The 14,029-nt window shown below is 33.0% G+C and carries 12 protein-coding genes; 4 read left to right on the top strand and 8 right to left on the bottom strand.

What is annotated here, in order from left to right:
• Positions 1 to 723 precede the first annotated feature (723 nt).
• The 3 genes from NSS81_RS10615 to NSS81_RS10625 all read left to right on the top strand — a co-directional run bounded on the left by NSS81_RS10615 (position 724) and on the right by NSS81_RS10625 (position 4,565).
• Positions 724 to 2,682 carry an immunoglobulin-like domain-containing protein gene (locus tag NSS81_RS10615; RefSeq protein WP_342433464.1) on the top strand — a complete coding sequence of 653 codons (1,959 nt, stop codon included), beginning with the start codon at positions 724 to 726 and terminating at the stop codon, positions 2,680 to 2,682.
• A 592-nt stretch (positions 2,683 to 3,274) separates the two neighbouring features.
• Positions 3,275 to 3,901, top strand: a complete 627-nt coding sequence (locus NSS81_RS10620; RefSeq protein ID WP_342433465.1) for a hypothetical protein — start codon at positions 3,275 to 3,277, stop codon at positions 3,899 to 3,901.
• Between the two features lie 19 nt (positions 3,902 to 3,920).
• The gene (locus NSS81_RS10625; protein ID WP_342433466.1) at positions 3,921 to 4,565 is read left to right on the top strand and encodes a hypothetical protein; all 645 of its coding nucleotides are present in this window, start codon (positions 3,921 to 3,923) and stop codon (positions 4,563 to 4,565) included.
• A gap of 105 nt (positions 4,566 to 4,670) precedes the next feature.
• Here NSS81_RS10625 and NSS81_RS10630 read toward each other — a convergent pair whose 3' ends face one another.
• Entirely contained in the window at positions 4,671 to 4,805 is a 135-nt protein-coding gene (locus NSS81_RS10630; protein WP_342433467.1) for a hypothetical protein, read from the bottom strand.
• Between the two features lie 479 nt (positions 4,806 to 5,284).
• Here NSS81_RS10630 and NSS81_RS10635 point away from each other — a divergent pair, with 479 nt between their 5' ends.
• Entirely contained in the window at positions 5,285 to 5,497 is a 213-nt protein-coding gene (locus NSS81_RS10635; protein ID WP_342433468.1) for a competence protein ComK, read from the top strand.
• 305 nt (positions 5,498 to 5,802) lie between these two features.
• Here the strand turns inward: NSS81_RS10635 and galE are convergent, their stop codons facing one another.
• The 7 genes from galE to NSS81_RS10670 form a co-directional block, all read right to left on the bottom strand.
• Positions 5,803 to 6,819, bottom strand: a complete 1,017-nt coding sequence (galE, locus tag NSS81_RS10640) for a UDP-glucose 4-epimerase GalE (protein WP_342433469.1) — start codon at positions 6,817 to 6,819, stop codon at positions 5,803 to 5,805.
• A 116-nt stretch (positions 6,820 to 6,935) separates the two neighbouring features.
• Entirely contained in the window at positions 6,936 to 7,979 is a 1,044-nt protein-coding gene (gene rfbB / locus NSS81_RS10645) for a dTDP-glucose 4,6-dehydratase (RefSeq protein WP_342433470.1), read from the bottom strand.
• The gene (gene rfbA / locus NSS81_RS10650; protein ID WP_342433471.1) at positions 7,976 to 8,872 is read right to left on the bottom strand and encodes a glucose-1-phosphate thymidylyltransferase RfbA; all 897 of its coding nucleotides are present in this window, start codon (positions 8,870 to 8,872) and stop codon (positions 7,976 to 7,978) included. The genes rfbB and rfbA overlap by 4 nt, the downstream gene beginning before the upstream one ends.
• Before the next feature lie 120 nt (positions 8,873 to 8,992).
• Positions 8,993 to 10,279, bottom strand: a complete 1,287-nt coding sequence (locus tag NSS81_RS10655) for an oligosaccharide flippase family protein (RefSeq protein ID WP_342433472.1) — start codon at positions 10,277 to 10,279, stop codon at positions 8,993 to 8,995.
• Positions 10,279 to 11,433 (bottom strand): dTDP-4-amino-4,6-dideoxygalactose transaminase, encoded by a 1,155-nt coding sequence (gene rffA / locus NSS81_RS10660; RefSeq protein ID WP_342433473.1) that lies wholly within the window; start codon positions 11,431 to 11,433, stop codon positions 10,279 to 10,281. The genes NSS81_RS10655 and rffA overlap by 1 nt, the downstream gene beginning before the upstream one ends.
• Entirely contained in the window at positions 11,420 to 12,316 is an 897-nt protein-coding gene (locus NSS81_RS10665) for a formyltransferase family protein (protein WP_342433474.1), read from the bottom strand. The genes rffA and NSS81_RS10665 overlap by 14 nt, the downstream gene beginning before the upstream one ends.
• 213 nt (positions 12,317 to 12,529) lie before the next feature.
• Positions 12,530 to 13,816 carry a glycosyltransferase gene (locus tag NSS81_RS10670; RefSeq protein ID WP_342433475.1) on the bottom strand — a complete coding sequence of 429 codons (1,287 nt, stop codon included), beginning with the start codon at positions 13,814 to 13,816 and terminating at the stop codon, positions 12,530 to 12,532.
• Between the last annotated feature and the right edge of the window lie 213 nt (positions 13,817 to 14,029).

Here is a 14,029-nt window from a genome sequence, read left to right on the forward strand (position 1 = left end):
AAAAAAAAAATTTGTTGGCAATAAAAATTCAGTTGGGCTCTGACCCCATTATGGCCACTATTAAAGCTATAATTCACATAAGAATTCAATATTGCTAGATTGGAGAGACAGGAATCATAAAATCTTTCCTTTATATAAGGAGAGATTTTATGACTATAAAAGGTTTGAGAAACGATTTGCAGATTACCCTATCAATTGAGCTGTAACGCTAAACTCTATTTAAGATTTTCTAAAAGAACCGAACCTCTTTTCACATATTATTACAAAACTGCCTCTCGACAAACTTCTCACATCAAAAGTCACTCAAACCCCTCTATAACAACAAAAACAGCCAATCCAATCAAACGTTTAATTAGTAAGAATTCCACTAACTAATCGATTAATTAAATACAGTCAAAACCCTTTAGATAAACGAACACAGCATAGTTTGTTAGAAAAATTCTGTCGATGATAGGCCTCAGCCTTCGATAATGTTCTACAATTCTTAAAATAATCTATTCTATCTGTTCGAGGTTGCATTGTTTATTTTTACATATTTCCCATTTCTCTGAAATTACAAACTTTACATTAATTTCCTATAGTATAATAGATACTGATTCTAGTTACTTTGTACTAAGAAGTTTTACAAATCCACTATGTTGTCAGGGGGGAATAGAATAGATTAATAAAAAAAATGGACAAAGGTTACAAATTAATAAAAAACTAAAACCAGGTGGGATTTTTATGTATTCGCAGAAACATAGTATTAATAGACTCTTAATTTTGACTCTCTTTTTAATTGTTGTTTCACTTTTTACAGTTGTTTCAACAGCAGATGCCGCATCAAAATGGAATTTAGAAAATGGTAAATGGACGTATTCAATTGATGGAGTAAAACAAAAAAATTGGGTTTATGACGGTTCTTGGTACTATTTGAACTCTAGAGGAGAAATGCAAACAGGCTGGCTCAAAGACGGTCGTTCTTGGTACTATTTAAGCTCTAAGGGAGCAATGCAAACGGGATGGGTCAAAAATGGTGGTTCTTGGTACTTTTTAGAGAAAAACGGAAGTATGAAAACAGGTTGGTTAAACAATGGCGGAAAGTGGTACTACCTAAACAGCAATGGAAGTATGAAAACTGGTTGGCTAGCTTCTGGTAGCCAATGGTACTATCTAGCTAGTAGTGGGAAAATGTTAGAAAATGAGTGGGTACTATCAAATGGTAAATGGTACTACATGAATGGTAACGGTACCATGAAAACAGGATGGCTAGTGTTAGGTGATAATTGGTATTTCCTTGATACATCTGGATCTATGGTATCAGGATGGAAGCAAATAAATCAAAAAGACTATTATTTCTATTACAGCGGCATAATGGCTGCAAATACTATGGTAGAAGGTTATAAATTGGGAAGTGACGGTGCCAGAATTACTGATACAACAAAACCGGTCTTTTCTGGTAATCTAAACGTAGTAATTCAAATGGGAGAAACTTTTAATCCTTTTGAAGATATTTATGCCCATGATGATATGGACGGGGACCTAACCTTCCAGATTCAAATGACCGGTTTAGTTGATGTGAACAAATCGGGTGAATATATTTTAACCTATTCGGTCAGTGATAAATCAAATAATACGTCCACGGTCAATAGGACAGTAACAGTTATTGATTCCATTGCCCCTGTCTTATCTGGTATCCAAGACAGTAAGATAAATTTTGGAGAGTTATTTAATCCGCTAGATGGAATTTCCGCGGTTGATAATAATGATGGGGACATTACAGCGAATATACAAGTTTCAGGCTCAGTTGATATAAATAAAGCAGGAGAATACTTTTTAACATATTCTATTTCCGATCAATCTGGTAATTCAAGTAGTGCCGAACGGACAGTAACTGTTATTGATCATATTTTACCTGTTATCTCTGGTGCTGAAGATATAACTGTTGGATTGAATAGACCTTTTGATATTCTTAACGGTGTCATAGCTATGGATAATAATGACGGGGATATCACTTCTACCATTCAAACTAATGGAATTGTCGATATAAATACAGAAGGAGAATACAAAATTACTTATACCGTTTATGATGCTGCAGGAAATATGACTCAAATTGAACGAATCATTACGGTTAAGAAAATCAATGTTACTAGTGTCTCTATTTCGGCACCCAATTCAATGAAAACAGGAAAAAATGTTCAATTGTTGGCTTTAATTTCTCCAACAAATGCAACCAATCAACAAGCTGTTTGGCTAAGCTCAGATCCTAGTGTTGCTGTTATTAATGAGAGTGGTGTATTAACTGCATTATCAGAAGGGATTGTTGAAATTACTGCAATCGTTGATAGTATCAGCACGTCCAAAACAATTACAGTTTCTGATCGTCCAAACCTACACTTGTATAAATCTACTTCTGTTTTAATTAATGGTTTATATAAGAGTTTAGGAATCACTTTAAATAACTATGAACAAACAGAAACTGTATCAATTAGCAAGGTAGAAATATTTCAAAATAACTCTCTTTTCTCATCTTATTCAGCTGAAACCCTTCAAAATTCAGGAATAAGTACGACAATAGCCCCTAACTCTAACTGGGGAGTTAGTTTCAACTTTGCGTTAGGAATTCGCGAAAACCAAAGCAAAATTGTAGTAACAGTCATTGCTCAGAACGGCAAGAGTTATCTATATTCTATAGATATATAAATAACTAGAGGGTTTCTCTTCATAAATAAATAGCGATTATAAAGAGAAGTCTTTCTCCTAATCATGGGGAAGGACTTCTTTTCCTTTCGGCAAGCGTTAGTCTTTTATACATAAATAGTCTAAACCTGTCCCTTCTATTCACCAACATACACCTCTATCACGTCACCAATAGCTCAATTGTCGAAGAGTTATTTTTCCTCTTTGTCAATTTTCTCCAATTTATTTTCCTGCAATTTGTTATCTTAAGAGACAGATAAATGAAAAGCATAGGTAGTGTTCACTACATCTCGCAATATTACTAAATCTAAACTACTATCTGTAATTCAGACTATGAAGGTCACTAGATTCTACCTGGCACCTGGTTTTTACTTCACTGCGTTGAACTTCAGCTGAGGAGCGGGGACCTCACCCCAAAAACTACAATAAAGAGTATCATAGGGGAAAATTGAATTTGTTGGAGTTATGATAAAAATGGATTTCAGCTTTAGTTTGGAATCTTTTATAAATTATATAAGTTTATTCGCTTTGCGAAGTATTTTAGTAGTATAATAGTTTTGATATTTCTACAAATATTTACAAAAAGGGGACAATCATGAAGAAATTAACCTACTTATTTATGGCGTTTTTATTAGCTTTCCTTGCAGCGTGTTCATCAACAGAAACAACTAGCAAAGAGGGAAAAGCTGAAACAAAGAAAGAAGAGAAAAAAGAGGAACAGGGTGTAGAGGTCGATAAAGGGCTGTTAAACGTGGAATTAACAATCCCTGCGTCTATGTTTGAAGGAGAGAATGTCGATACAGTAATTTCTGAAGCAAAAGCAAAGGGTATTGCTGTTACTAAAAACGAAAATGGATCACTTACATACAAAATGTCTAAATCTCAACACAAGAAGATGATGGAAGAGATGGAAAAGGGCATTAAGGAATCCCTAGAAGAGATGGTTAATGGTGAGGAATTTGTATCCCTTCAAGAGGTTACGTATAACAATTCTTTTTCAGAATTTACGGTTTTAGTTGATAAGGCGGCATACGAGAATAGCTTTGATGGATTTGCTTTACTGGGGTTAGGCATATCTGGAATGATGTATCAATACTACAACGGAACAAATGCTGATGATGCAAAGGTTAAAATTATAACTAAAGACCAAGAAACACAAGAAGTCATTGGTGAAGTAGTATATCCGGACGATCTTGAGGAAACGGAAACAGAAGCAGAATAATTTTGGGGGAATAGTTATTATGAACGCAAAGAAAACTTTTGGTCTACTAATATTAGTACTACTGATTTCAATTCTAGGAGCTTGTCAGTCAACCAAAGAAGTGACTGTGAAAAGAAGTGATAATGTAAAAACAGAGGAAACAGAAAACGACAGTAAATCAACGGAAATCGAAGAAAAAGAAAAGGTCGAGTCTAAATTAGGATCTCGTTCTAATCCTGTTTTATTCCAACAAACAGCAACAGTCGAAGATAAATTACATAACAACGATGGTGATGAGTTTGCAATCAAATTCGATTTAACTGTTTCTGAGGTTATTCGTGGAGAAGAAGCTTTCAATCAATTAAAGACTATGAATGAATTTAATGAGGCAGCTCCTGAAGGTTATGAGTGGGTATTAGCAAAAACTAAAGTAAAATTTACTGAATCTGAGACACAAGATCTATCTTTTATGATTGATGGTATTATGAATTTTAATATGGTAAGTGAAAGTGGAGATATTTATAGTGGTGATATCGTACCAACAACTGAACCAGACTTTAGTTTTGAATTATATGTAGGTAGTGAGCAAGAAGGTTATATTGGGGAATTAGTGAAGACTGGCGAAAACGCCCAACTACGTTATCAAGATATGTTAGGTGAACACGTTTTCTTTAATCTACAATAAAATACAATATTAAGAGGTGCGTCGATCCGAAAAGGATTAACGCACCTCTTTGTTGAAAAGGATCGTCTTTCGACGGTCCTCTTAGTATTAGTAACGGATGGCTGTTTATCTATTCAAAATGATTTCTGCTGCTCTTAAACGAAGTAGAGGTTCTTCACTGTCAAGATATTCTTTGACCACTTGCAGTGCTTTCTCTTCCAGGGAATCCGTTAGCTTTTTATCACCATTTATAACACTCAATATGATTTCATAATGCTAAGTTAAATCGGCAATTGTTCCAGGATAACGTATTGAACCTTTGAGTTCTTCTGGTAGCTCAGAGCGTAATAGTGGCTGTTTATTAAAGAACCATTTAACACCTCGTTTACTTTATAAAGTTACCTTTATCCTCATATATATTCCAGTCTTCTTAGACCTATGGACTCAAACTATTTACCATCCACTATCTTTATCTAAACTTATGCACATTATTTTAACAAGCTATACCCTCTCTTATTTATGTTACAGTCTTCACAAAACAATCCTAGATTACTTCAAAGTTAAATTTGTAAATTATTTTTCCTCTTCTTAAAAATGTAAGCGCTTTAGAAGATAAAAAAAAAACCAAGAGCTACGGTGTGTTTGGAAAACATCGCTCTTGGCTAGACAAGTTGAGTAATTAACTCACAGATATTATATCCCTTTTCAACGATAATTCAATATTAAAGGAGTCGAAGTAGTTGATAATAGAAAAACACTATATTATAAATCAACATATGATGTACATGATTGGTCAGTATGATCGATTTGGAAAGTTTTGTACAAAAGTTACTGAAGTATTTGAGACGAAAATCGTTGATAAGTCACCTTTAGAAATTCTCGATGATAGCATAAAATGCATTGCTATGATAATAAATACTATATACAAAAAACTACAGGAACAAATGCACTAAATATGATTCTTAACGATATTACTAGAAGTTTTGGGTCTTCAAATGAAACCCTAGATGAGTTCCACGAAGTCATAAGGAAAAGTCCAATAAAATCAAAAGATTGGGGTACGGGCGGAATTTTTTCTGGTCTTACTTCTAAATCAGGATTTAAAAAGGCAAAAGAGATCTTAATAAATGGTTTAAATTAAATGCAATTTAATTTATTCAATGGTGGTGCTTAGTACCAACCACAGATGCAAAAGTTGAAAATTATAAAAAGACCATGCCAATCTATTTTATCAGCATGGTCCTTTTGATATTAATACTTAATTACTTCCATATCCATTCGGATTCTTCTTTTGCCATCTCCAAGAATCCCGACACATGTCTTCAATTCCTCTTTCAGCAGTCCAGCCTAGTTCGTTCTTAGCTTTTGACGCGTCTGCGTAACAAACTGCTACATCCCCGGGCCTTTTATCTACAATTTTATAAGGAACTTTCTTGCCAGATGCTTTTTCAAAGGCTAAAACAAGTTCTAATACACTATATCCTGTTCCTGTCCCTAGGTTGTAGGCTTCTACACCCTTAGATGACATTACCTTCTCTAGTGCCTTTAAATGCCCTTTAGCAAGGTCTACTACATGGATATAATCTCTTACTCCTGTTCCGTCAACGGTTGAGTAATCATTACCAAACACTTGTAGTTCTTTTAATTTCCCTACAGCTACCTGTGTAATATAAGGCATTAGGTTGTTAGGGATGCCGTTAGGATCCTCGCCTATCTTGCCACTTTCATGTGCTCCTATTGGATTGAAATATCTCAATAGGGCAATGCTCCAATTGTCATCCGCTACATATAAGTCTCTTAAAATTTCCTCTATCATCAATTTTGTTCGACCATATGGATTGGTTGCACTTAGTGGGAAGTCTTCAGAAATTGGTACTCTTTCAGGCATACCATATACTGTTGCAGATGAACTGAATACAAGATTTTGAACACCATGCTGCTTCATTACATCACATAAAATCATTGTTCCTGTAATATTATTATGATAATAATGCAGTGGAATCGATATAGATTCACCAACAGCTTTTAATCCTGCAAAATGGATCACTGCATCAATCTCGTTGTTTAAAAAAACATCCTCAAGACCCTTTCGATCTAGCAAATCCACTTCATAAAACTTAAAGTCTTTCTCTGTAATCTCTTTAACTCTTTTTAATGATTCTGGTTTACTATTTGAAAAGTTATCTAGAATGATAATTTCATAATCGGATTTTAGCAGCTCTATACAAGTATGACTACCGATATATCCAGCGCCGCCTGTTACTAATATAGCCATTTGCAAGGAACACTCCTAACTAATTCATATTTTTTACTTCCTTATATAGAGAAGAAATAAACACCATAAAAATAAGGATTAGCGTAGAACAAGATTTTTCGGGCGGGGCACTCAATCTATTTATAGATCTCTTCATAGTATTTCATATACTCTCCTGAGAGAATTTCTCTCATCCACTCATCATTATCTAAATACCATTGAATGGTATGCTTGATTCCCTCGTTAAAAGTATACAAAGGAGACCACCCTAATTTAGTTGTGATTTTACTGTTGTCAATTGCATATCTACGGTCATGACCTAAACGATCTTTGACATGTGTTATTAGATCTTCACTTTTTCCTAAAGTGTTTAAAATCAACTTAACGATTTCAATATTTTCCTTTTCATTATTTCCACCAATATTATAAATTTCTCCATTTTCTCCTTTATGAAGTACTGTATCAATAGCTCTACAATGGTCCTCGACATGTAACCAATCACGAATTTGCTTACCGTCTCCATAAATAGGAAGAGTATCATTTCTAAGAGCATTATTAATTATCAATGGAATCAATTTCTCAGGGAATTGATAAGGGCCATAATTATTTGAACATCGAGTTATATTAATCGGTAACCCATATGTTTCATGATAAGCTCGTACAATCATGTCTGCTGATGCTTTAGAGGCAGAATAAGGGCTGTTGGGAGCAAGCGGTGTTTCTTCTATGAAGTAGCCATCCTTCCCTAACGTTCCATAAACCTCATCAGTTGACACTTGGATATACTTAACACCTTGCTTAAATTTACGATTATTCTTGTCATTAGTAGCAACATTCCAATGGTTTTTCGCAACATCAAGTAGGGCCTGTGTACCAAGGATATTTGTTTTTAAGAAAATTTCTGGATTCGCAATACTCCGATCCACATGGGATTCAGCAGCAAAGTTAATTATGATTTGAATCTTATGTTCTATAAAAATCTTTTCAAGTAAATCACGATCTCCAATATCACCTTTTATAAATTTATGTCGACTATTACTTTTAATTTCACTTAAATTCCTTATATTTCCGGCATAAGTTAATAAATCTAAATTGATGATATTATAATCATGGTTTTTGAGCATATACTTAACGAAATTTGAGCCAATAAAACCTGCTCCTCCAGTAACTAATATATTCACGAGTTTACTTTCATCTCCTTTTTCTCTACCGTTTCAGCAATTTCTTTTAAATACTGCCCATATTCAGTCTTTAATAATGGGTCAGCCAATTTACTTAATTGCTCTTGATTTATATATCCTTTGCGAAAAGCAATTTCTTCAATACAAGCTACATAAAGTCCTTGGCGCTTTTGTACTGCTTCAACAAAGTTTGAGGCTTCTAGTAGTGATTCATGGGTACCTGTATCTAGCCACGCTAAACCACGTCCTGCTAGCTGAACACTTAGTGTACCGTTCTCGAGGTAATGGTTAATAACTGATGTAATTTCCTTCTCTCCTCTAGCAGATGGCTTCACATATTTCGCTATGTCTACCACTTTATTATCAAAGAAATATAAACCCGGAACTGCATAAGAAGACTTTGGCTTCTCTGGCTTTTCTTCAATCGAAATTGCCTTAAAATTCTCATCAACTTCGACCACTCCGTATGCACGTGGATCTTTAACAAAGCATCCGAAGATTGTAGCACCGATTTCTAATTTTGCTGCATCCATTAAACGATTCCCGAAATTAGAACCATAAAAAATATTATCGCCTAAAACTAATGCTACGGAAGAATCACCAATAAAATCTTCACCAATAATAAACGCATCCGCAAGGCCACTGGGTTGCTTTTGAATAGCATATTCAACAGAAATACCGATATCGCTACCATCCCCCAGCAGTTCTTCAAAAACTCCTACGTCCCTTGGCGTTGAAATAATCAAAATTTCTTTTATTCCCGCTAACATCAAGACTGATAATGGATAATAAATCATTGGTTTATCATAAACAGGAAGTATTTGCTTAGAAATTGCTTTTGTTAATGGATAAAGACGAGTTCCAGATCCTCCGGCTAAAATAATTCCCTTCATCTTTCAACCTCCTAATTATCAGGAAAATATTGTAAATAAATTTACTGTTAAAATACCCTGGCTTAATTGATTTTCCGATAAACCAAAACTTTATAACAACATTTTATTAATTAATATTATTTACTCAACTAAACCTGTTTCTTTAGATAATACCTTTTGAACAACAATAAATAAGACTAAGTAACTTAGGGTACTAATTAAGGAATAAATCATAACTGTTTGAAGTGCTGTAAATTCAAATAAATATGAAATTAAAAATCCAATTATGATTACTATTAATCGAATAATATTTACAAACAAACCAATATTTTGCTTTTCAACTACTTCTAATATCCGACCAGCAGGAAAAATAATAAAATGCGCATATGCAACGAATGCCAAAACACGTGCATAAACACCAGCATCGTACCAGTATTGACCAAAAATAATACTAAATACCCAAGGGCCAAATAATACAAATACTAATAAAGGAATAAGACCAATAATTGCTAATTTACCAGATATCTTCAATAACAACTTCTTTATTTTATTCGGGTTCTTCTTACCAATACTTGCTACTTCAGAGTAGAAAACTTGAGATATAGAATTTGCTAGTAAACTAATTGGTAAATTGACTATCGAATTTGCTAAACCATATAATCCTGCTGCAACAGTTCCAAATAAAGCTGTAATAATAATTACTGGCGCATGTCCCCCTGCTGTATAGACATAATTACTTGGAGCAGAGTATAAAGGAAACTTAATATATCGGTTTGAGAGTTTTATTATTTCTTTCATTTTTATTGCTTTTACAAATTCTCTTCTCTTTCTTATCAACGGGGATGAAAGTCGAGATATTCCTCCACTTTGCCCAATAATTTGACCTAAAATTAATCCTGGAGGACCTAAACCGATTAAACCTAAACAGATTTTACTAAAGTTCGATACAATACTTTGAGTAACGCTTGTTTTGGTTATTGTCTGAAAGTCCTTTACACGCAATGACCAATTTAGGATGATGTTGTATCCACCAATAAATAAAACACCGAGTGGAATAAAATACATATAATCAACTAAAGATTTACTATTTAACAAGCTAATCAACTGCTCCCCCCAACAAACAAGTAGCAGTGATATAACTATAATAAAATTTAAAAGTATAAAAAAAGCTAGTATAATTAAGTTGTAGGCATCCTTATCATCTTGTGCAATTGGTATCGCTTTTTGATAATCTAACGATGCGCCTATACACAAGAGCGTTATTAAAGATACATAGACTGATAGGATCCCGTACTCTTCTGGCGGATAAATTCTTGTAATAATAGGAGATAAGGCAATGGTTAGTATTTGTGCAAAAGCTGTTCCACTTGCAACCATCATTATATTTTTAACAAATTTGTTTTCTAATAACTTATTTAATCTCTTCACTACTTTTCCACTTCTTCATATTCACTTTCAAAGAATTCCTTAATATTTTCTATTACTTCATTGATACTTTCCGGACTTATACCATAATACAGTGGTAACCTCAATAAACGTTCACTTTCCAAAGTAGTATATCGATCCTCACCTACAAACTCTCCATACATTAATCCAGCATCAGCTGTATGTAGAGGAACATAGTGAAAGGCTGATTGAATTTTATGTTCATTTAAATACTTAATAAGCTCTGTTCTCTCTTCAATATCACGGCATTTAATATAAAACATATGCGCATTGTGCTCACAATCCTCTGGAACAACCGGTAGTTCAATGTAACCTTTTTCTTCGAGCTTTTTTAAGGAATAATAGTACAGTTCCCAACTATTAAGGCGATTACTGTTAATCTTATTAGCTTCTTCTAACTGAGCAAACAAATAAGCAGCATTCAACTCACTCGGCAGATATGAACTACCAATGTCCACCCATGAATATTTATCAACTTGTCCACGAATGAACCTACTACGATTAGTTCCCTTTTCACGGATAATCTCAGCTCTTTCCATAAACTTTTCGTTATGAATAAGCAGTGCGCCTCCTTCACCCATCGAATAATTCTTAGTTTCGTGAAAACTAAAGCATCCTAAGTCCCCTATTGTTCCTAATGCTTTACCTTTATATGTTGACATTACTCCCTGAGCTGCATCTTCAATTACAAAAAGATTATGTCGCTTAGCAATCTCCATAATTGTATCCATTTCACACGCAACACCGGCATAATGCACTGGAACAATTGCTTTGGTCTTGTCCGTAATCGCACCTTCAATCAATGTTTCATCAATATTCATCGTATCTGGCCGAATATCAACAAAAACAATTTTCGCTCCACGCAGAACGAAAGCATTAACTGTTGACACAAAGGTAAAAGCGGGTGCTATTACTTCATCCCCTGGTTGTATGTCGATTAATATTGCAGCCATTTCTAAAGCATGGGTACATGAAGTTGTTAATAAAGATTTGGGAGTATTTAAATTCCCCTCAATCCATACGTTACACCTCTTTGTAAAAGGGCCATCCCCACTAATCTTTCTATTCTTTTCAACAGCTTCCTTTATATACTGTAGCTCATTACCAACTGATGGTGGTAAATTAAAGGGTATCATTTGGTTGTCCTCCGAATCTACTTCTAAACTTCTGTAATGGTAAAATTGGGTTGCCATTTACAAATCTAGCATTTTTAATCTTTAACAATCCTTTTCCACATACAACTATTGGATAGCCTTCATGAATAAAAATCACTTTTCCCACATCTCTATTTTCTATCATTAAGTCTAAATAAACTTCTACGTCTTCAATGATTACTTTTTCATTGTTTAATAAGGTTGTAGCACCACTAAATGGATAACCAACAGCATCAATCATTCTTTTAATACTTTGCGAGTCATTATTCCAATTAATAATATAATCTTGATTGTCCCTCCACAAACTATAGGTAGCATTTTCTTCTAATTGAGGTATTCCAATTAGGTTCTCATTATTAATAATCATTCTATATATATCAAGGACTAGTGTTGAATAAAGTTTTGAAATAAGATCTATAGCATCATTAATCTTAATTGGATATTGAACTGCTAAGGATTCCTGCCTAATAACATTACCTTCATCGTATTTTTCTGATGCGTGTAAAGCACTCACTCCTATTTCTTTTTCGCCATTTATTAACATATTTACAAGTGGCGAAAATCCCCTATATTTCGGTAATAACGAATCGTGTAAAACAATGAGATTATGCATGTCTACAATTAACCAGCGCCACCCAATAGCAAATTTATAACCTGAGAATTCAGTTTGTTTTTCTAAACGATTATAATACTTCACATTATTTTTATTACACAGCTCTTTTATTTCATTGTAATAGTCATATTTGATATTTTTATCCTTAGCTAACACCACATACTCTATTCTATTAGAACCATATTGATTTATAAAATCAGATAAAACAATATGACCTTTCTTACCTAATACAAAAAAAACAACCTTTTCCATCTAAATCTCCTTCAGAAAAAATTATTACCAATCATGGAACAATCTCCATACTGGATACTACAAAACTTTAATGTACTCATGATTTTTTTCAGTCTTATAAACCCTAAGATTAAAAATGGACTACTTGGCAGTCATTTATTATTTAAAATAGGAATAACAATTGTCAGAAAGGACTTTCTGACAATTCTCTTCTAAAAAAATAGATAAATTCGGTTATCTGCCTAATCTTTTATAAACTCTATACATAAAACGAAAAATGATATTTCTCCTAAAAATAGGATAATCATCAGCGAAAAATGTTGAGTTCATTGCAGTTTCTAAAATAGCCTGAACTTGTTTTTCAAATGAGTAATATTTTTCAACATATTCTAAGCACCGTTTTGAATATTCTTCTAATAAATATGGATTTTCAATAACTTCACTTAAAACATCAGATAATTCTTGTCTATTTTTTATTACCTCATTTGCAATTCTATAATAGTAACCGTCTCCCGCATCGCCTTCCGATGTATCAAAAAGCCAATTGCAGTTCTTTTTATGTTCTGTTTCTATCTCAAATGAATCAACAACAATAGCTGGAAGACCAACTTGAGCCATTTTTTTAACCGTTAAACCCATTCCTACTCCTATATCGTATTCCTTAAAAACCTTAAATAAATCTTCTGGATTTACCTTTCCATAATAGCGTATTTCTATATTGTCACTCTCAACATTTTGTTTTATATAGTTTGTATTGACTTCATTTCCATATCCTATTATCCCGTATTCAATTTTGTATTTTGTTATCTTTGCTAATGAATTTAATGTCTTAGAAACTTCTATTATCGCTTCATTCTTAAAATAATCAAATCTACCACACCAAAGAACTTTTATCACATTATTATATCTTTTATCATTAAAATTTTTTGGAGATTCCTTTAAAGATTGAATTGGAAGAGTTTCAATATTAATTGGATTTAAAGCAATCGAATAATACCAATTATTGAACACTGGGACTGCCCTAGCGGCATAATAATTAGCATTTTTAGTATCTAATATTCTCAATAAATTTCTTTGATAGAAATATTTCGGTGTTTTATTTATTTTTTTTGTGAAAGCCTTTGTTGGTATTAACTTAGATTGTCTTGCCCAATCCTCAGGGTGTGGCCATAAATTAATCAACTTAAAATTCCTACTAGAATTAAATACTGCCATTACATATTGGAGTTTTTGAAAGTAAGGTGAGATTACATAATACTCTTCTTTTAAATTCAACTGAGATAATACAACTTCTTTTTCTTCTCTTAATTCTTTTGAACTCATATATTCAACTAATCCAAAGTGTTTACTTTTTACAAAAAAGATATTTTTACAATTTATCAACTTTTTTTCATATATACTTGATCCATTCACGATAAAGTAAACATTATGACCTATTGAAGTTAGATAGTTAGCCATTTCCATAAACATAACCTCAATACCGCCAATGTTATCGTTAGTATCATTTATTATAATATTCAAACTCATACTCTCCCTTTACCAAACTAATTAACTAATATTCATACATTACTTAATATAAGTAATATTCTGTAGGGATAATAAATGTTTTTGTTAATAATAATCAATCAAAGTGGTTAAAATTATAGATAAATCTAGATTAGAGTTCATAGTTGAATTCTTAATAAGAAATGTTATAGAAATCAATCAGTATTTTATTAAAAATTTCATATTGGA

It is taken from the genome of Neobacillus sp. FSL H8-0543, from assembly GCF_038592905.1.
In the GTDB taxonomy this organism is placed as follows: domain Bacteria; phylum Bacillota; class Bacilli; order Bacillales; family Cytobacillaceae; genus Neobacillus.

Coding starts and splice junctions, on each gene's coding strand:
- rffA (WP_342433473.1), bottom strand. CDS start 11,433: ATGATACCCTTTAATTTACCACCATCAGTTGGTAATGAGCTACAGTAT.
- NSS81_RS10665 (WP_342433474.1), bottom strand. CDS start 12,316: ATGGAAAAGGTTGTTTTTTTTGTATTAGGTAAGAAAGGTCATATTGTT.
- NSS81_RS10615 (WP_342433464.1), top strand. CDS start 724: ATGTATTCGCAGAAACATAGTATTAATAGACTCTTAATTTTGACTCTC.
- galE (WP_342433469.1), bottom strand. CDS start 6,819: ATGGCTATATTAGTAACAGGCGGCGCTGGATATATCGGTAGTCATACT.
- NSS81_RS10625 (WP_342433466.1), top strand. CDS start 3,921: ATGAACGCAAAGAAAACTTTTGGTCTACTAATATTAGTACTACTGATT.
- rfbA (WP_342433471.1), bottom strand. CDS start 8,872: ATGAAGGGAATTATTTTAGCCGGAGGATCTGGAACTCGTCTTTATCCA.
- NSS81_RS10620 (WP_342433465.1), top strand. CDS start 3,275: ATGAAGAAATTAACCTACTTATTTATGGCGTTTTTATTAGCTTTCCTT.